30 protein-coding genes are annotated in these 25,491 nt (G+C 37.9%); 27 read left to right on the top strand and 3 right to left on the bottom strand.

Annotated elements, in window-relative coordinates; all coding sequences use genetic code 11:
* The first annotated feature begins 57 nt into the window (after positions 1-57).
* From ACIFOD_RS05965 to ACIFOD_RS05885, 17 genes are all read left to right on the top strand, one after another.
* On the top strand, positions 58-540 hold the full coding sequence (locus ACIFOD_RS05965; protein ID WP_430313890.1) for a DUF2975 domain-containing protein: 483 nt from the start codon (positions 58-60) through the stop codon (positions 538-540).
* A gap of 11 nt (positions 541-551) precedes the next feature.
* On the top strand, positions 552-767 hold the full coding sequence (locus tag ACIFOD_RS05960) for a helix-turn-helix domain-containing protein (protein ID WP_430313889.1): 216 nt from the start codon (positions 552-554) through the stop codon (positions 765-767).
* Positions 768-808: 41 nt separating this feature from the next.
* Entirely contained in the window at positions 809-2,056 is a 1,248-nt protein-coding gene (locus tag ACIFOD_RS05955) for a DUF4153 domain-containing protein (protein WP_430313888.1), read from the top strand.
* Between the two features lie 350 nt (positions 2,057-2,406).
* Positions 2,407-3,261 (top strand): DUF2785 domain-containing protein, encoded by an 855-nt coding sequence (locus tag ACIFOD_RS05950; RefSeq protein WP_430313887.1) that lies wholly within the window; start codon positions 2,407-2,409, stop codon positions 3,259-3,261.
* Positions 3,262-3,273: 12 nt separating this feature from the next.
* Positions 3,274-3,561 (top strand): hypothetical protein, encoded by a 288-nt coding sequence (locus ACIFOD_RS05945; protein ID WP_430313886.1) that lies wholly within the window; start codon positions 3,274-3,276, stop codon positions 3,559-3,561.
* A 52-nt stretch (positions 3,562-3,613) separates the two neighbouring features.
* A complete protein-coding gene (locus tag ACIFOD_RS05940) occupies positions 3,614-4,540 on the top strand; it encodes a GNAT family N-acetyltransferase (protein WP_430313885.1) in 927 nt (308 codons plus the stop codon).
* Positions 4,541-4,545: 5 nt separating this feature from the next.
* Positions 4,546-5,070 carry a DinB family protein gene (locus tag ACIFOD_RS05935; protein ID WP_430313884.1) on the top strand — a complete coding sequence of 175 codons (525 nt, stop codon included), beginning with the start codon at positions 4,546-4,548 and terminating at the stop codon, positions 5,068-5,070.
* Positions 5,071-5,142: 72 nt separating this feature from the next.
* Entirely contained in the window at positions 5,143-5,973 is an 831-nt protein-coding gene (locus ACIFOD_RS05930; RefSeq protein WP_430313883.1) for a GNAT family N-acetyltransferase, read from the top strand.
* Positions 5,974-6,068: 95 nt separating this feature from the next.
* A complete protein-coding gene (locus tag ACIFOD_RS05925) occupies positions 6,069-6,347 on the top strand; it encodes a hypothetical protein (RefSeq protein WP_430313882.1) in 279 nt (92 codons plus the stop codon).
* Between the two features lie 23 nt (positions 6,348-6,370).
* A complete protein-coding gene (locus ACIFOD_RS05920) occupies positions 6,371-7,051 on the top strand; it encodes a phosphopantothenoylcysteine decarboxylase (protein ID WP_430313881.1) in 681 nt (226 codons plus the stop codon).
* A 62-nt stretch (positions 7,052-7,113) separates the two neighbouring features.
* Positions 7,114-9,069, top strand: coding sequence for a S9 family peptidase (locus ACIFOD_RS05915; RefSeq protein ID WP_430313880.1), 1,956 nt, complete (start codon positions 7,114-7,116; stop codon positions 9,067-9,069).
* Positions 9,070-9,312: 243 nt separating this feature from the next.
* Positions 9,313-10,170 (top strand): hypothetical protein, encoded by an 858-nt coding sequence (locus tag ACIFOD_RS05910; RefSeq protein WP_430313879.1) that lies wholly within the window; start codon positions 9,313-9,315, stop codon positions 10,168-10,170.
* A 202-nt stretch (positions 10,171-10,372) separates the two neighbouring features.
* Positions 10,373-10,690 carry a PadR family transcriptional regulator gene (locus tag ACIFOD_RS05905; protein ID WP_430313878.1) on the top strand — a complete coding sequence of 106 codons (318 nt, stop codon included), beginning with the start codon at positions 10,373-10,375 and terminating at the stop codon, positions 10,688-10,690.
* The gene (locus tag ACIFOD_RS05900) at positions 10,677-11,243 is read left to right on the top strand and encodes a DUF2812 domain-containing protein (RefSeq protein WP_430313877.1); all 567 of its coding nucleotides are present in this window, start codon (positions 10,677-10,679) and stop codon (positions 11,241-11,243) included. The genes ACIFOD_RS05905 and ACIFOD_RS05900 overlap by 14 nt, the downstream gene beginning before the upstream one ends.
* Positions 11,244-11,490: 247 nt before the next feature.
* Positions 11,491-11,682, top strand: coding sequence for a hypothetical protein (locus ACIFOD_RS05895; protein WP_430313876.1), 192 nt, complete (start codon positions 11,491-11,493; stop codon positions 11,680-11,682).
* Between the two features lie 77 nt (positions 11,683-11,759).
* Complete coding sequence (locus ACIFOD_RS05890) at positions 11,760-12,479, top strand: alpha/beta fold hydrolase (protein WP_430313875.1); 720 nt, start codon at positions 11,760-11,762, stop codon at positions 12,477-12,479.
* A 1,032-nt stretch (positions 12,480-13,511) separates the two neighbouring features.
* Complete coding sequence (locus ACIFOD_RS05885; RefSeq protein ID WP_430313874.1) at positions 13,512-14,354, top strand: alpha/beta fold hydrolase; 843 nt, start codon at positions 13,512-13,514, stop codon at positions 14,352-14,354.
* Positions 14,355-14,445: 91 nt separating this feature from the next.
* Here ACIFOD_RS05885 and mraY read toward each other — a convergent pair whose 3' ends face one another.
* Positions 14,446-15,402 (bottom strand): phospho-N-acetylmuramoyl-pentapeptide-transferase, encoded by a 957-nt coding sequence (gene mraY, locus ACIFOD_RS05880; RefSeq protein ID WP_430313873.1) that lies wholly within the window; start codon positions 15,400-15,402, stop codon positions 14,446-14,448.
* 294 nt (positions 15,403-15,696) lie between these two features.
* Here mraY and ACIFOD_RS05875 point away from each other — a divergent pair, with 294 nt between their 5' ends.
* The 7 genes from ACIFOD_RS05875 (at position 15,697) to ACIFOD_RS05845 (ending at position 20,791) form a co-directional block, all read left to right on the top strand.
* Complete coding sequence (locus ACIFOD_RS05875) at positions 15,697-16,434, top strand: hypothetical protein (RefSeq protein ID WP_430313872.1); 738 nt, start codon at positions 15,697-15,699, stop codon at positions 16,432-16,434.
* Between the two features lie 21 nt (positions 16,435-16,455).
* The gene (locus ACIFOD_RS05870; protein ID WP_430313871.1) at positions 16,456-16,695 is read left to right on the top strand and encodes a hypothetical protein; all 240 of its coding nucleotides are present in this window, start codon (positions 16,456-16,458) and stop codon (positions 16,693-16,695) included.
* A 257-nt stretch (positions 16,696-16,952) separates the two neighbouring features.
* A complete protein-coding gene (locus ACIFOD_RS05865; RefSeq protein ID WP_430314033.1) occupies positions 16,953-17,300 on the top strand; it encodes a VOC family protein in 348 nt (115 codons plus the stop codon).
* A gap of 21 nt (positions 17,301-17,321) precedes the next feature.
* Positions 17,322-18,023, top strand: coding sequence for an AraC family transcriptional regulator (locus ACIFOD_RS05860; RefSeq protein ID WP_430313870.1), 702 nt, complete (start codon positions 17,322-17,324; stop codon positions 18,021-18,023).
* A 92-nt stretch (positions 18,024-18,115) separates the two neighbouring features.
* Positions 18,116-18,997, top strand: a complete 882-nt coding sequence (locus ACIFOD_RS05855; RefSeq protein ID WP_430313869.1) for an AraC family transcriptional regulator — start codon at positions 18,116-18,118, stop codon at positions 18,995-18,997.
* Between the two features lie 288 nt (positions 18,998-19,285).
* Positions 19,286-20,254 (top strand): glycerophosphodiester phosphodiesterase family protein, encoded by a 969-nt coding sequence (locus ACIFOD_RS05850; protein ID WP_430313868.1) that lies wholly within the window; start codon positions 19,286-19,288, stop codon positions 20,252-20,254.
* 114 nt (positions 20,255-20,368) lie between these two features.
* Entirely contained in the window at positions 20,369-20,791 is a 423-nt protein-coding gene (locus tag ACIFOD_RS05845) for an SRPBCC family protein (RefSeq protein WP_397551964.1), read from the top strand.
* 99 nt (positions 20,792-20,890) lie between these two features.
* Here the strand turns inward: ACIFOD_RS05845 and ACIFOD_RS05840 are convergent, their stop codons facing one another.
* Positions 20,891-21,694, bottom strand: a complete 804-nt coding sequence (locus ACIFOD_RS05840) for an alpha/beta fold hydrolase (protein WP_430313867.1) — start codon at positions 21,692-21,694, stop codon at positions 20,891-20,893.
* Between the two features lie 180 nt (positions 21,695-21,874).
* Between ACIFOD_RS05840 and ACIFOD_RS05835 the strand changes: the two genes are divergently transcribed.
* Both ACIFOD_RS05835 and ACIFOD_RS05830 read left to right on the top strand, forming a co-directional pair.
* Positions 21,875-22,429, top strand: a complete 555-nt coding sequence (locus ACIFOD_RS05835; RefSeq protein WP_430313866.1) for a sigma-70 family RNA polymerase sigma factor — start codon at positions 21,875-21,877, stop codon at positions 22,427-22,429.
* Positions 22,413-23,438: a hypothetical protein gene (locus ACIFOD_RS05830; RefSeq protein ID WP_430313865.1), complete on the top strand. Its 1,026-nt coding sequence runs from the start codon at positions 22,413-22,415 to the stop codon at positions 23,436-23,438. Before ACIFOD_RS05835 ends, ACIFOD_RS05830 begins: the two co-directional genes overlap by 17 nt.
* Positions 23,439-23,505: 67 nt before the next feature.
* Here ACIFOD_RS05830 and ACIFOD_RS05825 read toward each other — a convergent pair whose 3' ends face one another.
* On the bottom strand, positions 23,506-24,747 hold the full coding sequence (locus ACIFOD_RS05825; protein ID WP_430313864.1) for a TolB family protein: 1,242 nt from the start codon (positions 24,745-24,747) through the stop codon (positions 23,506-23,508).
* A 188-nt stretch (positions 24,748-24,935) separates the two neighbouring features.
* Here ACIFOD_RS05825 and ACIFOD_RS05820 point away from each other — a divergent pair, with 188 nt between their 5' ends.
* Complete coding sequence (locus ACIFOD_RS05820; RefSeq protein WP_430313863.1) at positions 24,936-25,406, top strand: DinB family protein; 471 nt, start codon at positions 24,936-24,938, stop codon at positions 25,404-25,406.
* Positions 25,407-25,491: the final 85 nt, after the last annotated feature.

Below are 25,491 nucleotides of genomic sequence, written 5' to 3'. Positions count from 1 at the left end.
TAAATCGATAAATTTTGTATTAAAATCAAAATCAGAATAAATAAATGAGGTGCTTTTATGAAAAATATTCCAACGTTGTTTTTAAAAATAGCTGTTATTTTTTTAGGAGTCCCAGTTCTTGCTCTGTGCATCTTTTTGGTGCCTGAGATGGCGGACCTTTCAGCAACATTACTTCCAGAGTTTGCGGTTATAAAATATTTTGTTTTCATCGTTTTTGATGCATCAGCAATACCTTTTTATTTTGCTTTGTATCAGGCTTTTGAACTCCTGCGCTACATTGACAAAAATAAAGCCTTCTCTGATCTATCTGTAAAAGCTTTAAGGAATATCAAATATTGTGCAATCACAATCAGTATTCTGCATGTACTAGTTTTGCCTCTTTTCTATATCTTTGCAGAAGTAGACGACGCCACAGGAGTTATCTTTGTCGGATTGGTTGTTCCTTTTGCTTCGATGGTGATCTCAGTGTTTGCGGCAGTTCTCCAGAAACTATTAAAAGAAGCAATTGATATAAAATCAGAAAATGATTTAACGGTCTGAGGTGAATAACAATGGCAATTATAATCAATATTGATGTGATGTTAGCAAAAAGGAAAATGAGCGTAACAGAGCTTTCGGGGAGGGTTGGGATAACGATGGCTAACCTTTCTATCTTGAAAAATGGAAAGGCGAAAGCGATTCGAGTAACCACCCTAGAGGCAATTTGTAAGGCTTTAGAGTGTCAGCCTGGGGATATTTTAGAATACAAAAGTGATGAAGACAGTTAATCATTGTGGAGGAAATTATAATTATTAGGGGAGGTAAAACGATGGAATTTAACAATGTGATTATTGAAAACATAGCTAACCCTCATGAACTGGAGAGAATATATAGAAAAGACCCAAAAGCTTTTAAAAATTCATTCTTACAGGCATGGGAACAAAATCCTGATTCTCAGGTCCTCGGCGTTTGGTATGAAAGATTGCATTTCAAGGAGGTAGCAAATACAGAAAAATCTTCCTTGCTACAAAGAGATTTTATATTCATGGGCATTTTAGCCATTATGGCAGGGATATTTACCAGGATCATTTTCCATTTTGTCGAACAGGAAGTGATTGCTCCAATTAACCTGGCCTTTGGTATTGTTCCTTTTATTGCTACCTATTTTGTTTACAAAAATACTCCGAAAAAAAGTGTTATTTATTCCCTTGTAGGGTTGTTCCTAATTTCTGGGGTTTATCTTAATATGCTGCCTTTAAATGATAAAGACAGTATTATCCTTACTTATTTACACATTCCCATATTCTTATGGATCGTGTTAGGGCTTGCATTTACAGGAAATGAGTATTCAAATGGTAGTACTAGATTAGCCTATATCAAATTTAATTTGGAATATAGTATTCTTTACGCCAGCATGGCTGTTAGTGGAATGATACTGGCAGCATTAACCATGCAGTTATTCAGCTTTATCGGCTTGGATATAGAGGAATTTTATTTTAGTAATGTCGTTTTATTTGGTGCTTCCGCTCTAGCTATTGTGGCTGCATACCTGGTATCAATGAATCTGAAACTTGCTAAGAATATTACACCCTATATAGCTAAAATTTTTAGCCCTCTTGTCCTGGTCACATTGTTGGTCTATCTTATTGCTGTTATATGGCTCGGAAAAAATCCATTCTTGGACCGTAATTTCCTGATAGCCTTCAACGGAATACTCCTTGGTGTATTGGGCGTTACCATATTTTCCATTACCGAAAACGACTCAGACGAGAAAAAAACCATTTCAGACTATATAAATTTTGCCCTGATTGTTCTTGCCCTTATCATTGACAGTGTGGCATTGTCAGCCATAGTGTTCAGACTTTCTTCTTATGGGATTACTCCAAACAGACTTGCTGTTTTAGGTGTAAACATACTTATCTGGGCTAATCTAATCTGGATTATGTTCTCCTATATGCGTTTTCTACAAAACAAATCCGGACCTTCAACTATCCAAGATTCCGTTACTAAGTATTTACCGGTCTACGGACTTTGGGCAGCTTTCGTAATATTTACTTTTCCTTTACTTTTTAATTAGAATGGCTCTGATAATGTAAAGATAAGCAAATCTTCTACATGTTTAATAAAAGAGGATATTCATGTATTAAAGTAAATGCATTTTTTCTGAAAATTCACATCTCTAATTGCTAAAAAAATCCAGTTTGTTATAATTAAATATGTTAGGTAATTGATATTGAAGGAGGTTGTAAATCGTGCGTTCAATGAAACTTCATACCAGAACAATTAAATGTACGATGTCCAAACCTTCTGATCGAATATAGTAAAGGATAATATTTCTTAATCTTATTATTAAGTGGGGACTATCGTTTATTGATAGTCTCTTTTTTTATACGGAAAGAGAGCAATGGTTTGAGGAGGGAAAAGTAGATGGTGGATTTTCAATCAAATGAGTTGGTAATGGAAGAACATGAACTGAAAAAATACCTACAAGAATATAAGAGTGGACAAAAATCATGGGACGGAAAGAATCATGTTGGTCTTGTCAAATCGATGATTCATTTTATCGGTACTACGGATAGTGAGCTTAGGGACAAACTGATATACAGCACCTTTTTTCACTTAACTATAGACAACCAGTTGGAGCATGAATTATTGAGTGATCTATTGGATTACTGTTTAAGTGATGACATGTTAATCAAAGGGATAGGTGAAAATGGCACGGATACCGTGTTTACAAGGGCGTTTACCTCCATTGTCATCGCCGTTATCTTATACAAGGATAATGAGGATGATTTTCTCCCCCGAGACGCTGTCTATAAAACAAAAGATCACTTAATCAATTACATCAACTTGGAAAGAGACCTGAGGGGCTTTGTCCCCGTGAAAGGCTGGGCACATAGTATAGCCCATGTGGCAGACGCGTTTGACGAATTAATACTCAATAACAAAATCGAACAGAAAGATCTTATAGACATGTTACCTCCAATTTGGGAGAAGATACTTGTTTCTGACAGTGTCTATGTTCATGGTGAAGACGAGAGAATGATAACACCGATACTCGCGATGTTAGAAAAGGGATTGGACGTAGTGGAAATAGAACACTTACTAAAAGGAATACCAGCCGAACTGAAACGTAGGAAAGAACAAGTAAACGAAGAGAATTATTGGTTTTTAGAAGCGAACTGTAAGACCTTTTTAAAAAGCTTTTACGTAAAGATAAGTTCACGTGAAGATTTGATTTCTCTTCGTCAGAATATTGAGTTGTGCTTATCTGAAATGTAGAGGAGGTAGTGGATGAAAAAGAATAAAATGGTCAGAGAATTCGATGATTCCGAATTCAAAGTAGAAACGGGATATGAAGATATTTTAGAATTATCCCGTGCTTGTAAGTATTCGAACTGCACTCATATAACCGAGGAAGACTGTGCGGTTCAAAGAGCCATCGATGAAGGCACTCTTTCAGAAGAAAGATTTAACGCCTTTTATAAAGATAAAAACGAGGCAGAATATGTTTCTAAACAAAAGAATAAAACCAAGGCCATCGAGTATATGAAGAAAAGGGATCTATTTAAAAGGTCTTAGATAAAACTATTACGCAATATGGTTGTTTAGTTAAAACAATGGGGTGAAAAATATGAAAGAGAAAATTCAATCTTTAAATAAACCTATCGAGATAGAAGGCGGATTGAGGTTGGTTTATCAAGAACCCAAAGAATACACTCGCTATTATTCCGTTTATCATGGACAAAAATATGCAGATTCCTATTTTAGAAGGTCCCCGGAGACGTTGGTGGAAGTGGCATCCATTTTTGACTGCGGGTATTTCATCATGGAAGGCGAAACGACTATTGGCGGGGTATTTCTAAAACCTAATTTCATGTCTGATTTATTTGTTGTGCCACCTTATAAGGATTATGAAGGGTTGGTCCACAAGCTATTAAACTATGTCAAAAAGATATCTGCGACTGAAGATAAAATCATTGTAAGAGAAGTGGTAGAAGAACATGTGGCAGCGTATAAACAACTAGGATGCAAGATTCAAGAAGTGAATGTATGGATGATTCGTCCGACGGAACCAATGAAGGCCATTCTCCCTGAAGGGTATAGTTCAAGGGCTGTTTCAAGTGAAGATGACAATGATATTGCATGTTTACTCATGAAAGCCTATAAAGCCAATCCAGCTTATAAACAAGTTGGAACGAAAGAGGATTATCTTCTCCATGTAAACGAATTTCTCGATCAACATAAACATAATAAGATCATGGATAAGTATTCAAGAGTTGTGATCGATAATCGCACGAACAACATTGTTGGCGTCTGTCTGCACATGGAGTTTGAGGACTATCCACTTATCATGAGTTTAGTCGTAGACCCTGATCATCAACAGAGGGGGCTTGGACGATACTTGTTAACCCATTCAATCCATTCTTCGAGTGCATGGTACCCGGCTACACGCTTATCTGTCATTAAGGATAATTCAGCGATTAAGCTTTATGAAGATCTTGGATTTCTTAGAAGTAAAACGATCATTGATATGTATTTCGCATGCAAAAGGGAGTAGAAGCTATGTTGAGGAAACCAGAAACAAACGAATATCCCCCGTATTATAAGGAATATGTAAACAATGTCCCAGATGGAGAACTGCTCCAGATTCTTGAAGATCAACAAAAGGAAACGATGAAACTGTTAAACGCCTTAAGTGAGGAAACGGCAGAATATAAGTATGCTCCAGGAAAATGGACAATCAAGGAAGTCATCGGCCACATAACCGACACGGAGCGCATTATGTGCTACCGCCTTCTCAGTATTGCTAGGGGAGAACAGGAAATGCTGCCTGGCTATAATGATGATGAGTATGTGAGAAGAGGGCAGTTCAATCGCTTTTCATTATCGGACCTGTTACATCATCAATCTCTTGTCCGCCAACACACCATTATTCTTCTAAGCAGCATGGATGAAGAAGCGTTGTGCCTGCGTGGAAACGCAAATGGCTCTGAAGTGACGGCCCGTGCGATTGCATACATTATAGCTGGGCATGAAATTCACCATCGAAAGTTGATTAAGGATCGGTATTTGAGTTCTGTTCAATAACAAGAGTTCAATCGAGTGACTCTTTCCAGATAATTGTATAGAAGTTTTAGTCATGAGAAAGGATGAAAACGCATGATTTCAGAGCTTGATCCGACTGAATTTTATAAATGCAAACCATTATTAGTTCAGAGGGGGCTCTTGGAATCCAAAGCCGCCATTGAAGGTATGCATTCCGACCGCATATTTGTCGATGATCTTTTGTCTCCTGCCTCTGGATTTATATGGCTGGGAAGTAATAATGGTTTTATCTTTATTGGAAACGAAGAAAACACAGGCTTTAATAGTCAGCTGAGCCATCATTTCAATACAGTCATCAAACCAGACGCCAAAAGAATGGGTTTAACAGGTTTTGAAGCAATAGGTGACCATCCAAAGTGGAATAAGATGATAAAAAACGTATTTGGTGAGAATTTGAAAGTTTACAATCAAAAGGTGTACGAATTACAGAAGCAACATTATATCCAGAAACATGAACCTTTTTTAGAAAAAGGATATGAAACTGTTAAAATCACAAAAAGTATTCTGGAAAACAACGATTGCGAAACATATCAAAACATTGAATTTTTACAATCGAAAGTATTACAGTTTTGGCCATCGTTTGATAAGTTCTTACATCATGGTCTCGGGTATATGGTGGTTTATAAAAATGAAATTGTAAGCGTTTGTTTCTCAGGAGTTGTAGCTGGAAATGTGCACGGCATTGACATTGAGACGTTACCCCATCATCAAGGGAAAAAGCTTGCACAGAAGGGAGCTCATGCCTTTGTTCAAGATTGTTTAGAGAATGAGATTATTCCGTATTGGGATTGTATGGAGATCAATCAACCTTCTGTTGCAGTAGCAGAAAATATAGGGTTTCGGAATAAGCTTAATTATATGTGGTATAGTGTTCCGTTTGAATGATCTTCTTCATGAACTGAAAGAGGTATATACATGAAACAATATTTACTTGGTAAACGTCAATATTTTGAAATGTTCATACGAAGGGGGAGGTTTCAATGTGGTGGGAGTACTATGGGGATGCAGTGATTGCAGTATCAGTGTTGACAGCAATTTTGATTTTGAATTCTATTCATTTCTTCAGGGCGAAAAGTAAAAGAGGGTTCATTCTTCCGTTATCCATATCCATTATAGGTTACATATCCTTTGTAATAGGTATCGTTTTTATCAGAGGATTTGGTGGATTGGGATTTATGGTCTATGGTGTGATCATAATAGGGATTGGTCTCCTATATTATCTGGGAGTCGGAGTTTATAGAAAGATTAGATACGAATAAGGAAGAATGCAGAAGGTGAATATATGAGTCTATTAAAAGGAAAAAAGATTCTGATAACAAGCGGAGGTACCCTGGAAAAGTGGGATGCAGTTAGGGGACATACTAATTTAGCAAAAGGGACAATGGGGTGTTATTTAGCGGAAGAAGCGTTGAACCATGAAGCAGAGGTCATTTACTTACACGGCTATTTTGCAAAGGTTCCTGAAAACCATCGAGACATGCGCTTGATACAATTTGAGGGTATAGATGATTTAGGTGGGAAAATCAAAAAGCTTGTACAATCTGAACACATTGATGTTGTGATCATGGCAGCTGCCGGATCTGATTGGGTTGTTGATAAAGTATTAGACCAACGAGGAAATCCAATTTTGGAGACAGGAAAAATGACTAGTGATGAACCCCCGATCATTCATTTTAAAAAAGCCCCAAAAGTATTATCAGAAATAAAGAAATGGAATCCAAACGTCTTACTCGTCGGTTTTAAGTTAGAACATACAGTTGATCATGAGTACTTATTCGAAAGGGCAAAGCTTAGAATGGAGACTGCCAAAGCGGAATTCATGGTTGCTAATAAAACAGGTTCACTCTATGGTGAAGAATCAGAACATTTTATTGTTTCTACATTTCAATTACCAATAAAGTATAGTAGTAAAAAAGAAACAGCTGAGGGATTACTACATTTACTTGCAGATCATATAAACTAAATAATTGCTTTCTCATTGAACGGATAGGCAGTATTAGTATTTTACACGGAAGGGGTTTATGAATGGATAGGAATGAAAAAACATATCTAAGTATAGAAGAGCTTCTTTCAATACCAACAATATCAGACTTAAACATAAGTGAGGATGGCATTAACGTAGCATTTGTCAAAAACACAGCTGACTGGGAAGACAATACATATAGGAATCACATATGGATATATGAAAAAAATAAGGAGAAATGCTACGCATTAACAACCTACGATATAGAGGGAACATCCCCAGTATGGTCTCCGGATTCCAGACATATTGCCTATCTTCGCAGTGTAGGTGACGGGGATAAGAAGAATCAGATCTTTGTGGAGCCGATCGATGGTGATGGCAGGGTTCAAATGACGAATGAGAAAGAAGGAGTAAGTCAATTCAAATGGGACCCTATTGGCAAGGGCTTTTATTATGTTACACAGTCACGGGAACCTGAGGAAATCAAGAAACGCAGTGAGACATATGGAGATTTCCACCATGTAGGCAGAGAATACCAGAATTATTGTTTATGGTATGTGGAATTAAAAGATTCTACTAGTCTTGATGAAAATGTTCCGTATCAACTAACGGACAGCAGGGATTTTCACATCCATGAATTTAATGTTTCACACAATGGAGAAAAGGTGGTGCTCATGGCTTCGCCAAGTCCCGATGGAGAAGATGGTCAGAATGGAGAGCTTTACATACTCGATCGTCAATCAGGAGAGTTACAGAAGCTGAGTGGAGATAAGCTATTGGAAGGGGACGTTTGCTTTTCTCCTCATGGTACCAAAATATGTTATTCAGCAAGCATACGAGAGAAAGAGTACTATAAGACACATATCATGGACAGTACACTCGAAATCTATAATCTTACGAGCGGTGAGCGGATTCAACCATTGATAGATTTTGACCGGACGGTTATTCCAATACGTTGGACAGCTAAAGGGATTCTACTGATGTGGCAGGATCAAACAAATTATCTTATCGGCTTACTAACTGAAGATGGAAAGCTGAACATGTTAAGCGAAACAACAGAGTGCTGTATCATGGAGGCTTCTATAACAGGGGATGGAAATCATCTAGCTTATCGTAAGGCTGGACCAAATGAAACCTTCGAAGTCTATGTAGATGATGAAAAAATAACAAATGGGAATGGTTTGTTTGAGGGGAAACTCAAAAGTAACAGGGAGATCATCTCATGGATCAGCAGTGATAATCTTGAAATAGAAGGGGTATTAACAACCCCAATAGACGTTGATTGGAATAAAAAATATCCCTTATTGGTCTTCATCCATGGCGGTCCAGCTTGGGCTTCCTTCCCCATCCATTCAAGCTGCTTCAATGAAAAATATCCTGTTGAGTCGTTTATTGAAAAGGGCTTTATCGTTTTAGAACCAAATTACAGAGGAAGTTCAGGATATGGGAATGACTTCTTAAAAGCAAACTATAGAAACCTGGGAATCGGTGACTACCAGGATGTGATATCCGGGGTGGATGCACTCGTGGAGCGGGGGATTGCAGATAAGAATCGAGTAGGGGTGATGGGATGGAGCCAAGGTGGATTTATTTCAGCATTCTGCTCTACCTATAGTAATCGATTTAAGGCGATCTCAGTTGGAGGGGGAATTAGTAATTGGATCACCAATTACGTGAATACAGATTTACCTTCATTTATCAGGATGCATGTAGGAGATACACCATGGAATGACCCAGAGGTCTATGCTAAAGCCTCACCCATGACCTATATTCAATCAGCCTGTACGCCAACCTTGATCCAACATGGAGAAAAGGATGCAAGAGTCCCACTGGCCAATGCTTATGAGCTCTATAAAGGACTACGGGATATGGGAGTGGACACAGAATTAGTTACATTTAAAGGAATGGGATACAGCTCTGAGAAACCTGGGATACACCGGGCTATTATGCAGCAGAATCTGGTGTGGTTTTCACACTATGTTCTTGGGGGAAGCATGGATGGTTTTAGGGGTTTGTGATAACCATTAAAAGTCAAACCTATTGTCTCTAACCCAAACTGATAATTCTTAATTGGGGGTTGTGTAGTAACGGGAGCAAATTCTCGTTACTATACCTAGATTTCACAACAAAAAAATACTGTCCAGTTATTGTGAAATAAGTACTTTCGTATTTGAAAGTATGTGGTTAACACTACATGAAATTACTCCAGTCGATAGAGGTGAGTGTAATTGAAAAGAAAGATCCAGCCAACATCTGAAACTATGAAAGAGTGGATAAAGACTTATATACCAGATAAAGACTTGTATTTTCTTCCTGAGAATAAACTTGCTCCTTTTAAAGATTATTTAAGCAGTGTTTTGGTCATTCCTCACGAAGAGTTCATGAATCATTCATCTTATAAACAGGTACAACTTGCGAATAGTTATGAGTATTGGAATCTATCAAAAGAAGTTAAGTATGTTCTTGTGACACCTCCAGGCTGGGTTAATCATCTTCCTGCCGAAAAGAAAATCGACCTTTTCCACATTCAAATGGAAGTGGGCAGGGGACTGGTTCACCCAATCTCTGACTTCTCTGTAGACACATCATTCCTCAGTCAAAATATGATAGAGGTCAAGGGAGAGGAGCATGTAGTCCTTCATAAAGCGATGTGGGAAGAACTCTCTTATACTAGTAAGGAAGAACTCATGACAGATATTGCCCAACAATGGGAGGATTGGACTTGCTATGATTATCCGATCCAAACCCCTTCACACTTGATAAAATATGCAAACACCTTTCCATCCACAGCAGGTAGTAATTGTTTATCGGCCACACTGTTTGCCATCTCCCAACAAGAATGGATGATACATGAATGGGTACATCCTAAAACGTTTCTTCAAAGTTTAGAAAATGAATATTATTACGAAATCACCTCTCAGGATATAAAAGCAGGCGATGTGGTTACTTGGGAAAATTCAGACGGAATCATTCAACACGCATCTTACTGCATAGAAGATCATTTCTTCTTTAACAAACGTGGACAAACCTTTTTTAATGCTTGGAGTATTGTGCATCTTGCTGATCTGAAAGAAGAGTGGGGATGCTATAGTATGAAGATCTTTCGTAAGGCGGTTTAGAGTGATACATATGTGAGGCAGATGTTCTCCAGTTTTCATTTTTCCTTAACACTTAAAATTACACAATTAAGTCGATTTCCACTCATAAAGGAATTCGGCTTTTTTAGAATGAATTTTCAAAATACTATTGACTATTCAGTTGAACTGTAATAAATTGTTATTAAGCTGAACTATATAGTTGAACTGAATAAAGGGTGAGAACATGAAACATAAATTATTGCCGTTGTCTGAAACCATGCATTACATTTTACTAGCTCTGCGTGAGCCACTCCACGGCTATGCCGCTATGCAGAAGATAGAAGAAATAAGTAATGGGAACGTTATTTTAGCGGCTGGTACATTATACGGTGCGATTGAAAACTTGAATAAGCATGGCTGGATTGAACCTGTTGGACATTCAGGCAGGAGAAAAATTTACAGAATAACTTCAGAAGGAAGCAGTATTTTGAAAATGGAGCAAGAAAGGCTCATGCATATTTTATCCTTGTATGAAGGAAGTGAATTAAATGAAGAAGTTTAAAGTTTTCATTAATATTGAAAAAGAAGAGCATTGGCTGAACGAGCAATTACAAAAAGGCTATCGCTGCACAAACATTAGTGGGCTGGGAATCTATACTTTCGAAAAAACGGATAAGAGATATGTTATGCGACTTGATTATCAGGATTATTTATCTAAGAAAAAGTTCGAGGAATATAAAGCAATCTATGAGGATTTTGGTTGGGATTATATAAAGGGTTACTGGCTAAGTGGAATAAGATATTGGCAAAAGGAAAATGATGATCAAAATGAAATCTTCTCTGATCGCCAATCAAAAGGTAACTATTATAAAAGAATAATGGGCTATTCCTTTTGGTTGGGAATGATGTTTTTGGCATATTCTTTTATGTACTACAGGGATTCGACATTATATCATGAAGGTCTCTGGAGTATGGAGAATGCATTATTTTGGAAAGCGTTTATATTTGAAACGCCATTTGTTCTTTTGAAATTGTTTCCCGTATTTATGGTTGTGTTATTGGCTGGAAGTTATTATAAGGCTTATCGGAAGTACTCAATATTGAAAGAAGAGTAGTGAGAAGAGTATTGAATCTTTTAGAGAAGTGCAACTACCACAATTAGAAAGTTTATAGTAAACGGGGCTTATTCAAACAGGATGAGCTTCTTTTTTATGTGAAGTTTCTCTTGAGTAAACGGCATGTATTTGAAATAATTGGTATTAAGTTACAGTACTTCGGAATTCAAGAGGACGGAATACTTTAGTTACCTTTTGTTTGTCACTAATTGTACCTTGTCTGCAGTTCTTAATGGGAGGTAATTAGATGGAAATAATGAATAGAATACATGAACTATTAACGAGTGGCCTTGCTTTTGTTGTTTATATTGCCTTACCAGCGTTTATTTTCATAAAAGCTATTAGAAAAAAGAAGCTCCCTAATAATACTTACACTCCTCTAGACGATATTCTTGATGGTAAAGTTGAAGATCTTGAAGATGATGACTGTAAAGGTTAGCAATTGGAATGGTAGAATGGTTCGCTTTTATAAAAAGCGTTTATGTACCGAACTAAAGTGATTGGGAGGACGATTATATGATTTTGAATACTGAAGTATATGGAGAAGGAGAACCGATAGTTTTTCTCCATACTGGGTTACAAACTGGAAATACTGATTTTGTGAAACAAAGAGAGGTACTTCAGAAAAACAGAAAAGTTATAGTGCCGGATTTAAGAGGACATGGCAAGTCAGTAAGTGATGATTTTAGCAACTATTTTGAAGATGCTGCAGAGGATTTGAGAGAAACATTGAATCATTTACAAATTGATCAACTGCATTTAGTGGGGTGCTCACTTGGAGGATTAGTAGGCTTACGATTTGCAAAGAAATACCCTGGCAGATTACGTAGCTTAACTTTGTCTGGAATCACTGCTGATAAGCCGAGCAATTGGAAGGAAATGCATTCTCAAGATGTTCAATTTCAAAAAGAATTATTGGAAAATAGCGAATTCACCAATCAATTGGATTTGCAGCACGAATCTGACTGGAAACAGTTTATATATATGGCTAGAGATGAAGACTGGTATCCTTTTGAATATACGTCTGACTTAGATAACATAACTGCTCCGATCCTCTTTATGGTGGGCGAAGGGAATAAAGCAGAAGTCACAACTGCCGCCAAATATCAGAGCATACATAGTCATATACATGTGTGCGTCATTCCATTTGCGTCACATTTAGTACATGTGCAAAAACCAGATATCTATACTGAGGTACTATTAGAATTTCTAAGTGAAGTACAAATTAAAAACTAGTTGAATTTCCGTTATAGGGAGCGAACAGAAGAGCAGCTTATTTCTTATGAAGATCTTAAAATATTGGCAGATTCATTAAACACAGTAATATAAACTTGTTCCTTTAAGGAGGGCTGGAACACAAGCGGGAGGTGTTTACAATTTGAGTTTGAAAATCAAAATACTCTTTTTATATCTCTTATCATTTATTGGATTCTACTTAGGTTTTATTCTGTTAAGTTCCCTTGCCGAAACGTACAACATCTCCTACTTGTATGTTGTAAATGTAAAAGAGGGTGGGAGAGACATTTTTCCAACGATAAATCCTTTCTTAATCATGTTTTTATATGTATTGGGTTCTCATAAGTTGAATTCTAGAATGAAAGAGAAGGTTGCGTGATATCAACTAACGATTAAGTTGATCGTTGACGGAAGGGAATAAAAACTATGAATTCCGATAAACAGGACAAAAATCAACGACTGCGAATGGCACAGAGCTTATACAGAAAGAAGAAACGTAAAAATATAAAAAGAGATAAAGATAGCGAGATATGGACAGTGTTTATTTGGATGTCTATCTTGTTTGCATTTCTCATTCTTATTACAATTGAGGTGTTCTACCTTGATCGTGGTGTACCAATACCTGAATTTCTTTCGAAGCTAGCCGCAACGTTTAACCTCATTTTTTTCTGTAGATATTTTGAAACTTCAAAGCCAGGTCACCTCGTCCTTATAGGGGAGATAGTCATTACATTAAAGGGTGCAATAGCTGAAGATCACCAAAATGATCTCCAGTTATTGCACTCTGTTTATTTTTCAATGAAATGAAAAAAATCGAAACTTTCAAACTTTGGAGATCGTCTAATAGATAGTAAGTACTAGTTCTATTAGGAAGAATCATATTGAAGGAGTGTTCGATAAGCTATCACATCCTACCACCTTCTTCCTTTGGAGAAAAATCAATTTAGATAAATAACAGTCAAAATAATAGCTCCTCTCCTGCTTTTCTTGTATTCAGGAAACAGGCCGTGAAGAGTGAATGGGGGATAAATCATGTGGGAACAAAAGCTGATTAAAACAGAACGAGGGGATTTTGAGGTATTTGAAGCGGGGAATGGTGAACCATTATGTGTGACTGATCTATATAGCGAGTTTAACGAGCGTGGCTATCATTTTGCAGACCGGTTTGTGGAAGATTTTAAAGTATACCTTGTCAACTTGAAAGAAACGGGGAATTCCACTGAGATTCAAGATGAAGATGAGTTAAGTATGAGTGAAACCAGCAAGGATTTAGAAGCGGTCCGTTCAGCTCTAGGGTATGATAGCTGGAACTTTGCAGGACATTCCACAGGTGGGATGTTGGGATTAGTTTATGCTGCAGATCATCCAGATTCTTTAAACCGATTAATTGTAGGTGGGGCCTCAGCAACGAATGAGTATGTGAACGATCAGGAAAGTATTTATTGTGATGAAAATCCGTATAACGACCGATTGAAAGAGGTATTTTCCATCCTTCAATCCGATGATGCAACAAAAGAAGAACGGGTACAAGCAGGCAGGGAATGGACGAAAATGTCATTGAATGACCCAAGCAGATATAATGAATACTTCTCTAAGCCAAGCAGTGGAAAAGTGGTTCCAAAACGGCTAGAGTATTATGCTTATAACGAACTGCCAACGTATGATATCAGAGAGGACATTTCGAACATAAAAACCCCGACAATCGTATTTTGCGGAAAACACGACTCTCAATGCCCGTTTGTGTATTCAGAGGAAATTTTCAATCTTGTTCCCAATTCAACATTATATATCTTTGAAAATAGTAACCATTCACCTCATTTAGAAGAACAAGAAAAATTCAGCGGGATGGTGAAAGACTCTTTTCATTTGGTCTGAACTGATCTTCAGCTATAGCTGTCTTAAATCGAATCGAAAAAGGAACTTCTGAAAATGGAAGTTCCTTTATTTTTTATCATGATTCCTGACATTATGGGTGAAGCACAAACTTCCAATAAGCGAAACAGATAAACGTACAAATCCACGAAACAAACCCAAAGACCGTGACAATGGTCGTTTCGGACCACCCATATTTTAAGCCAAAGTGATAATGAATCGGGGTCATTCTGAAGATTCGTTTGCCTGTAGATTTGAATGAAGCAACCTGTAATATGACCGAAAGTTGTTCAGCAAAATAGATAAAGAATAATACAGGAATGAGAATCTCAACTTTTTCAATTACCGCTAAAAACGACAGGGATCCCCCTATCGCCAATGAACCTGTATCCCCCATAAAAGCTTTGGCAGGAAAAATATTATAAATAAGAAATCCGAGTAAGCACCCGATCATGATTAAGCAAAAAAGTTGCACTTCTGATTGGTCTGAAATCATAAAAAAGAAAAAATAGGTGGGAATGGCCACCACTCCTAAAAGACCGTCCAAGCCATCTGTAAAATTAATGGCATTTGCAGAACCGACAACAAATAAGGTGATTACAATGAAATATACGACCGTTGGAAGATCAAAAGAAATAGTTTGATATACATCAATCGTAGCATCTATTCCCATTACGTTCATCACGTAGAAGAGCAGGGCTCCTGTAAAAAGAAATTGGAAAATAAGCTTAGTTCTACTCGATACGCCTCCAGGATCTTGGCGTGACGCTTTCCAAAAATCATCCAAGAAACCAATAAAGCTGAATAGAATATACGTAATCGCCAGGAAGTACATCAGTGGCGTTGGTGAAAAAAATAACGATACAATAATTCCGATGAAAAGAATGATTCCAAACATCAACGGCGTCCCTTTCTTGATTTGATGATTGGAAGGAAGTTCTTTTCTTATCGGTTGCAGGAGCTTTAATTTCCGTAAGAGTGCAATGAATAACGGGGATAAAATGGAAACTAATATAAAAGCAATAATAGCCGGAATTAGTTGATCGATCACTTCTTATCTTCCCCTTTTCTATTTACTATCTATAAATAAGTTCTAGTAAGACTGGAGATATCCTCTAATCTACTTTCAAAACTTTTCCTAAATCTATATTGCTGAAAAAAAGAAGTATAGAAGAAGCTGGTGAAGTTGAACTGAAATTCTTTGGGATGCATTCAAAAAAAATGGTGTCTATAAGTGATCCTTAAATAAACCTTAAAATCTACTAATATATAAAATATTTGTAAAGTATTATGTTAAAATACTTTTTGTTCCATTTATTATAAAAATTGAAAGGGAGACCTAAAAATGAACAAAAGATTTAAAGGGGTTTTAATTTTCGCTGTTATCTTAAGTCTTTTAACGGCTAGTTTTTCTAGTGCAGTTAGTGCAAAAGAAATTTCAAAAAGCGAGGAAGGACAAATACGAGAACTTGCTAATGATTTAGAAGAAATATTAGCAGACAATGGGTATGAAAGTTTTGACGATATTCCGAAAGAATTATTAGAACCGGGTTACTATGCTGAAGATGAAATCATTTATATGCCTGAAGAATATTTCGATCCATATCATGAAGATACTCTTTACACGACTTACAATCCTTATGATTTAGATTCTGAAGGAAAAGGCTTTCAAGCTGCTGCTATAGCTGCTGCAGCCGGAGTGTATTTTATCCCTGGTATAGGACAAATTGCAATTACTGCTACAGGTGTATTGATCATAGGTGGTGCTACAATTGCTGCAGGATCATGGTTATACAATCAGGTGAGCGGTTACTTTAGTAAAAAGGCTGCAGAAAAAGCTGCTGATAGTGTTCCAAACAGTTTAAAAAAATCAAGAATGAAAGTTGATTTATCAAAATTCAAAGATAAAAATGGTAATACTCCTGCTGATAAAACAAGCGGCACATTTTCCAATGGAAAGTGGACTATTACAAAAGATAACAGTGGCCACTTAGGTTATAATGGTAATAAAAAAGCTTGGAAAATCGGGAACCCTACTCGTAAGGCATCCCTCGATAGATATGGAAATGTTATAAGTAAATAAAAATTATTGTGGAGGAAAGAAATGAAAAAGATATCTTTTTTTAATTGGGAAATAGAAATAGATGAAAGCTTGTTTACTATTGTTGATAAGGATGAAAGAAAAATGGCTATTATGGAAAACTCATTTGAATTAAATGCCGTAATTTGGATGAATTCAAATGACGAAATACAGGTAAAACCAACTTGGGATTGTGTTTTTTCAGTGAATGAAAAGAAAAGAATCATTTCAATAAGACACGCTGATTATTTGAGAGAAAATTAATAGGCTAGACCAAAAGCGTACAGTATTTTAATGTACGCTTTTAATTTTCACGGATTTGAAGTCTGGAAAGGCGGGTCTTTGTAAGGAAAGGAGTACAAATGAATAATAAGTGTAGGAAAGGCATTGTCAAGCGATGATCTCCGGATATTTCCTTCTTCAACTATCGGATGATTGAAGAAGGAAATTGTTTTTATATCTTGAAATTCTAATACAGTGGAGAAATTAAAGAAATTAGAGAAAGGAGCGGGTTTATCATGATGATAAAAGGTTTTGGAGGAATATTTTGGAAAACTAAAAACCTGGATGCTTTAAAGAAATGGTATAGTGAAGTGTTGAAGATTGAAATGGAAGATTGGAATGGGACTATTATAAAACCCCAATCAGGAAATGAAACCATTTTTTCTTTCTTTACTGAAGAGGACCCTTACTTCCCGACAGAACAGCAAGTGATGTTGAATTTCCAAGTTTATAATATAAACGAGACGATTGAGCATCTGGAACAAGTCGGTGTACCTCTTGTAAAGGAAAAAGAGGTTAGTGAATTTGGTGCGTTTATTTGGATTAAAGATCCTGAAGGTAGACTGATTGAGCTGTGGGAGAAATAAGTAAGTATACGGTATAAAGAAATGCTGCAGAATCAAGTCAACAGAGCAGGAGGTGTCAATGTGGGTCCAACAGGAACCGTACATATATTAAATGGAACAGAAATGTATAAGCATTTCAAAGAGACACAGTTTCTTGAACCTGAACAGATGATTCCCTTTAACGAGGCAATGTGTTATGGGGACACGTGCGATGACATATTTTCCGATGAATTTACCGAAATACGTGCGAAGGTTCATCATGTAACGCCAGCGCAATATGCTGAAATCACCTTAAAACCATTGCAGCCTCTCTTTTGTGAGGATTTTGATCATATAGCACTATGGTTTGATGAGGATATGTTTTGTCAAATGAATCTTCTAACCATACTCGCTTGGTTAGACCAAACAGATTATAAAGGTTCAATAGAACTCCATCTTGTCGGTGATGATTTTCAACCAGTAAGTTGTTTCAACCTAGAGGCAAAAGGATATGATCTACTCTACAAACAAGTAATGATTCATAAAACTATGCCTATGGAAGTTCATCCAAACCCTTTACACAAGGGGATTGACCTTTACTTGAATTATCTTAAGAAAGATAGTGATCTGATGTTGTATATTCAAAAGCACCAGGACGTCCCGATAAAAGAACTTGTGTCTCTTCTAATCGAAAATTTCAAAGACTATGGTTTAGGAGATACACAATACTTCGAAATGATAAAATCGTATCGTCAAAATTTATGACATCCTATAGGGGTGTCGACTAAATTGTGCACAGATTGTCGGATGGATTAACGCATTCTTTACTAATATTGTTGGTGAAAGGAGGTTATTTGATGGATTCTTTAAGAAGGATGAATGATGCATTGGCTTACATTGAAGAGCACCTGACGGAGGACATTGAATATAGCGAAATATCAAAAAGGGCTTTCTGTTCAGAGTATCATTTTAAACGGATGTTTTCTTTTTTATCAGGCATAAGTTTATCAGAATATATTCGAAGAAGAAGACTGACTCTGGCTGCCCTTGATTTGAAAGATAGCGATTTGAGAATCATTGATATTGCTGTCAAATACGGATATAGTTCAGCTGATTCATTCACCCGTGCTTTTCATTCTATGCATGGCTTTCTACCTTCTGAAGCAAGAAGGGAGAATACGCCATTAAAAGCCTATCCTAAAATGACCTTTCAACTAACCATTCAAGGAGGATGCGAAATGAATTATCGTATTGTTGAAAAAGCACCATTTAAGATAGTGGGCTTTAAGAAGAGGGTTCCTATCATCTTTGATGGAGTAAATCCTGAGATTGCAAAAATGTATGAGCGATTAACACCTGAGGTTATTAAACAATTAAAAGCACTTTCAAACGTAGAACCAACAGGTATTATTAGTGCTTCAACTAATTTTTCTGAAAGAAGAATGGAAGAAAAGGGAGAGTTGGATCATTACATCGGGGTGGCAACTTCAAGTGATGAAACAGGAGAATTTGATGCATTAAAAATAAAAGCTAGTACCTGGGCCGTATTCGAATCGATTGGACCATTCCCGGAAACACTTCAAAATGTGTGGGGCAGGATATACTCAGAGTGGTTTCCAGCTTCAGGCTATGAAGCAGTTGAAGGTCCTGAAATGGTATGGAATGAGAGTGAAGACACAGGGGATCCGAAGTATAGAAGCGAGATATGGATTCAAGTAAAGAAAAAGAACGTTGGATAAATCTATCTTGATATTTAAGGGCACTCCATTGCGAGTGTCTTTTTACACTTCTAAATTAGCATTAAAGTATAGTTGTTTGCGCAATGTTATCTAAGCTTCTCAACGCAAATTTAACATTGCCGATTACCATTACATTTAATGTTTATACCGTTATTTATATGGTATATTACTTCTTAACTGTAACATCTTACTAAAATACCATTAATCAAACTAAATCAACATGTGATGATGGATTAGAGTGGTCTGATGGAAAGTTAAATCAGCTATTTTGACAGGGATGGGAAATGAATGAAAAAAGGCTTTAAAGTAACGATACTAGTATGCCTCGCATTAACGATTTTTGTTTATCTAAATAATAGTTCTATGTTTACAGAGGAAAGAAAAGGAGAGCCGATGCTTTTGGCTCATCGGGGCTTAGCACAAACTTTTCCTATGGAAGGTATAACTGGCGAAACGTGTACAGCAGAAGTCATTCATGAACCTGAACACCCTTACTTGGAAAACACCATTCCTTCAATGGAAGCTGCTTTCGAAGCAGGAGCGGATATTGTGGAGATTGATATCCAACCTACGAGAGACGGGGAATTTGCCATTTTCCACGATTGGACCCTTGATTGTAGGACAGATGGTACTGGAAAGACAAGAGACCATACGATGGAAGAACTGAGAAAGTTAGATATAGGATATGGTTATACAGCTGACAATGGAAAGACCTATCCTTTTCGAGGAAAAGGGATAGGGCAGATCCCTACATTAAATGAAGTATTAACGCACTTTCCCAATAAGGAATTTTTAATTCACATTAAGAGTAATGATCCAACTGAAGGTAAACAATTAGCTGAGTACCTCTCTAAGTACCCCGAGGAAAGGATGGACAATCTATCCGTATATGGCGGGGATGAACCTATTGAAAAGGTAAAGGGGGATTTGCCCGATTTGCGTGTCATGTCAAAAGCGACTCTGAAAAGCTGTCTACTTTCTTATGAAGCATTAAGTTGGACGGGTTATATACCCGATTCTTGTAAAAATACGCAAATTCATATACCCGAAAAATATGCTTCTTACCTTTGGGGATTTCCCAACAAGTTCATAAATAGAATGGAAGATGTCAATACAAGGGTCATTCTTGTTGCCGGTGACGGTGATTGGTCAGAAGGATTTGATGAAAGGGCAGACCTTGAGCGTGTTCCAGAGAGTTATAAAGGTGGGATTTGGACAAATAGAATAGACCGGATAGCTCCTATTATAAACGAATGATTCCTGGGGGGGATGTCCTAAAAAGGACAGTACATATCATGAAAATCAGAGAGAAGATTGAGCAGGTATATAAACGAAATAACCCAGAAATACATGAAAGTGAGTGGAAGATGTATGAATAATCTCTCTCAAATGAGAATTCAAAAGCCGGCACATGAAATTTTCGAGGCATTTGTTGATCCTGATAAAATAGGTAACTTTTGGTTCTCTTCAAGTTCTGAAAGGTGGGAGGAAGGGAAGACTGTTACTTTAAGATACGAAGAATATGATGCACAAGGTGATATAGACATAAAAGAAATTCAAGAGCATAAGAAGATTGTCTTCGAGTGGGCAGGAAACCATAAAGTAACCATAACATTTGTGCAAGAAGAAAAAGGCAGCACAATTGTAGTAGTCAAAGAAGAAGGATTCGATGAGACCAACGAAAACCTTATCAGCCAATTACTAGACAATAAAGAGGGCTGGGTATACATGCTGACATGCTTGAAGGGATACATGGAGTATGATGTCACTCTTAGAGCGGCGCTGGTTAAGTGAGAATTAGAGTAAGTGAAAAATAATATCATATTTTGGTAAGACATTAATCTGAGGGACGGACCTTCAGTTTTGAGATAAGCATAGGTCCGTCCCTCTTGTCTACAAAGGCGGCAAGATCTCTATTTCAAGTTTGTCCAACCAGCTTTGGACCAAGGTGTTAAATACATCGACTTGTTCGATCTGGACATTATGGCCAGCCATATCAAGCACAGCAAACGTTGCCCTTGGGTAAAACTCTATTAGATGCCAGGCATCCTGATAGCCTACTACATGGTCTTGCCGACCAGTTATTATTAACGTGGGATAGTCAAGTTTCTGTGAGAGCTCGAAGGTGAAGCCATACCCATTTTCACGAATCCTGTTTACGAATTCATCATTCGTTTGGCTCGAAGGAATCAGTATATCATCCCGGAACCTTTCCCATTCAGCCTTACCTAGAACGACCCCCATGGAGGCAAATGCATCCGCTTCTTCTGAAGAGAGTCCTGATAGCAAATTGTGGTCTCTTTTGAAAACGGTCTTCTGAGGAAGTACTCTTTTGTCAGTTTCATCTATGACCATGGGTGCCAGAAGCATTAAGCCATGAACTCTGTCATGTCGGACCTGAACGATCCCCCTAGCCAGATATCCCCCATATGAATATCCGCACACGACGAATGGTTGATCAGGAATCAGCTCGTCCAATAGCTCAACCACGGCTTCTAACATATCGTCGGAGTTCTTAATGGACGATTGGGGTTCGGAAAGCCCCATTCCCGGCAGATCTATGTATATCCTTTTCCAACCGCTTCTGTTCTCGAAATTCGGTTCCATTGCATGCATCATCGCCTGATGGTCAAGCGTCCACCCATGCACCATTACAACGGGAAAGCCTTCTCCTATTACTTTATGGTGAATAGCCAAGTATCTTCTCCTCCTGTCTCAAAAACTTCCAATCTATTAAAAGTATATGTTATTTTCTGGATTAATCAAAGGATACATATATATGTGTGTTGAATGCTGTTAATTTAGTTTTTTAAATAAAATGAAACCAAACCCTGATTGATTCGTCTTAGCATTAAAGGGGAATGAGGTGAGGGACGTTTGAGAAAAGTTAAGGATGAAGAGAATTTTGAAGATCGGGATGCCTGGCTTGAAACGATAATGGATGAGTACGGAGAACGGCTCACCAAGTTAGCCTATAACTATGTGAAAGATTGGAAACAGGCCGAAGACATTGTTCAAGATGCATTTATCACATGCTTCAAGCATTATGAAAAAATAGATGAGATTAAATTTTTCAAATCGTGGATTTATCGACTGGTCATTAATCAATCGAAGGATGTCCTGAAGAGTTCAGCGTTTAAGAGAGTGATGATGAATTCAAGTCTTTTTTCTCTTTTTACATCAAAGGACCCGTTGCCAGAAATGAGTTTACTGAAGCGAAGTGAGGAAGAGTTTCTTTCCAGGTGTGTATTGTCGTTGCCTGTAAAGTATCGGGAAGTGATCACGCTTTATTATTATGAGGAATGCTCGATTGAAGATATTAAAGGGATGTTAGGACTGAACCGGAATACGATCAAAACAAGGTTGAACAGAGGCAGGGCTAAGCTGAAAAATATGATGGAAAGGTGGGGGTATGATGGAGAGCAAGCTTAATGAGTTAAAGAAAGCGATGGATTCGACGACTCACAATGGCCGGCACTTTACGGAATTTCAAAAACATAAAATTCGAAATGCAGTTCATGCAAATAGTACGTTCAAGACAAAAAGTCCTAATAAATTCGTTATTTTCATCATGACCACTTTTGCCATTTGTTTATTAGGCTTCTTCGTTTCAACTGAGTTGTTGATCAAGGAAAATAATGATGCGATCAATGGCAGCCCAAACACTCATAATATGTGGAAAATACAGCACGATTATAAGGAGAATCAGAAAGTCGTATTCAGCATCTTACCTGATCCCGAGCTGCATGCGGGTAAGCCATATGGTTATATTTTTAATTTCAAAGAACATTTTGACATATTTAAAGGGAAAGAACTCTCCATTTCGGCGATTCACAAGGAAACGGGTCAGCGTATGGAAGTGCTATCTCCTCAAAAAATAACGGAACCATCACCAGGATACTCCAGTTTACAGCGCTTCGCCACGAGTTTTCAAGTTCCGTACAGCGGATTATGGAGGTATGAAGTCTACCTTGACGGTAAGTCTTACGGTGAGGTTGTCGTGAGTGTGGCTGAAAAGGAAGAAGCAAACTCTGTCATTTTACCCGAAGATCTCCCTGACTTCGTTCAGGAAAGTGATTTTGACAAAATTAATTGGAATCGAAAAGCAACCACATTTGGACGGAATATAATCGGAAATGAACATCAATCAGGCATCATTGGTGCTGATATGCCAAGCCTGACAGCACAAAAATGGATGTGGCATTTGTGGAATACCCAAGCTACAGAACTAACAGTGGTTGGTTATCACCGGGAGACGAGAACCGTCCACCCTGTATTGAATAATGGTGAAGGCTGGACCATTCCTCTAGGTGGAGAGAACAATGGTGCTGATGTTCATGCTCCATCGGCTGTTACCATTCCCGAACGTGGCGAGTGGGCGTTCGTGCTTTATGCGGATGGGGAGTTGTTTGATGTGGTTGTGTTAGAGATTGAAAAGTGAATTGTTATTAGTGGAGGTCAGTTTTCTTTGGAATGTATTAATTCTTAAGCCGGGGTTATGCCCGGCTTTACTTTTTATAAAATACTATATCCTCAATATTCCGCAACCATTGCTTAGCATCAGTACCATCCTTGTTCCCTATCCACAGATCCCTTTTCGTATCTGTTATAGATGTCCCTCTTAACCAAACAAGTTTTGAAATGGACGCGATATACTGTGGGGCATAGTCTCCATATCCTTTAGGAGGACTCGTGATTTTCATTTGGTGATTCGAATCAATATTCAGAGTATAAAGGGCAGGCAGCGGGTGCTTGTTGAAGTCATTGGTCCACTCCTGTTCCTTGATTCTTGAAACGACCAGTGATTTGTCAGTCATCCAGTCAAAATCCAGGTCAGCGAATTGGGCAGGGGTGTAAGTTCCTGAAACAGGCATTTCTTTTACTTTTAGATCTTTATTTTTGAAGCCGAATACGATTCTCCCTCCGCCTGCGATATAGGCTAGCGTATCTGTTGACGGTGACCATTTGGGCTGACCTACATCCAAAATCATCTCGTCCAGTACTTCGAAATTTTTTCCTTCCTTATCGATGACACACACCATATTGCTATCCATGGACCAGGAAGCGGTTGGAGACACCACAAATGAAATCCACTTGCCGCTCGGTGAGTAGGTCAGCTGCTCGGCATAGACCGCAATCAGTTTGTTTTGATCACTTGTCCCAATTTCCCTTGGGAGGGTGAAGAATGGCTCAACGCCTCCAAAAAGAACAATGTCTTCATAGTTATCGCCGACTTTTTTTATGAACAAAGAGGCGCTTGACCATCCATCCGGATTGAGCGTTCCTGATGAAGAAAGAAGGAATCCACTTCCATCCGGAAGCCACGTGAAGTCACTGACCCCGGTTGCAATGTTGTAGAAATGCTTGAGGTCTGAGATATCTAAAATTCCTCTATTATTATAAGCAACATGGTTTTTATGGGGAGCCCATTCTGGAGAATGACCGTTATAAGAAATCCTCTTTTTTTCCCCGGTTTTAAGATTATAAGTCCATAGCTCTGACTGCGTTTCCCCTTTATCAAATTCAGAAGTGGTCTCTACTTGATAGACAAGCCAGGTGCCATCGGTTGACCATTTGGGTTGAGAGTGGACGTTTCCGGAATTCGTTATTTGTGTTTCTTGGTTATTTATCAATGTCCACAAATTCCCCTCCCTTATAAAAGCAGCTTTAACTTGATTGTTTATGGATGCGGAGGGTGTTGATGGAAAAATAAGAGCAAGGATGATGGTAAAGAGGATAGCTTTTTTCATTGTGAATTCTCCTTTTCGCATATGCTCTTACTATTTTCCAGGACGGCTTACATTATGTGAAATAGAGTGTGTGAATGAAAGTAGAGGTCTGGGCGGATTTTTGTACCGACCCTTTTAAAGAAGGAGTTTTCTACTTTATGCTGAAGTACTATCAATATGAAACTTCAATTCCAAGGAGGAAAATACTCATGAAACGAACTGACTTGCTCTTAAGAATGCTCGATACTACATACGACCAGGAAAGTTGGTATGCTCCATTCAAACCTGCAATAGAAGGACTCACAGCAGAACAGGCTAGTTGGAGACCGGATGGAGAGGCGACCAAAACCATATGGGAGAATGTAAATCATCTTACTTATTATAAAGAAAGACTAACCGCACAATTAGAAGGCCGTGAATGGAATCAAACTCTCGATGGAAATGAAACCTTCTATCTTACGGAACAACTAAATGATGACATGGCCTGGAGTGCAGTCGTTGAACGTGTTGAGTCCGCTCACCGCCTTTTAAGAGAAGCACTTGGTAGAACTACGACTGAAGAACTTGAACAGAATGCTCTGGAAGAAAAGCTCTTAGACATCATGCTTCATGAGGCATACCATACGGGTCAAATTATTCAAGTGAGGAAAATGCAGGGTTCTTGGCCGTCACATCGTTGATTGGAGGAACAGCTGGAGGTCACTAGAATGATCTTCAGCTATTTTTGACATCTTCAATAAAGACTGTAGCTAATCATAAGCTCTA

The sequence above is a fragment of the Rossellomorea sp. NRS-1567 genome (assembly GCF_050467885.1).
Lineage (GTDB): Bacteria > Bacillota > Bacilli > Bacillales > Bacillaceae_B > Rossellomorea > Rossellomorea aquimaris_C.
The sequence above is the reverse complement of the archived record's forward strand: the minus strand, read 5'-3'. Positions and strand labels throughout refer to the sequence as shown.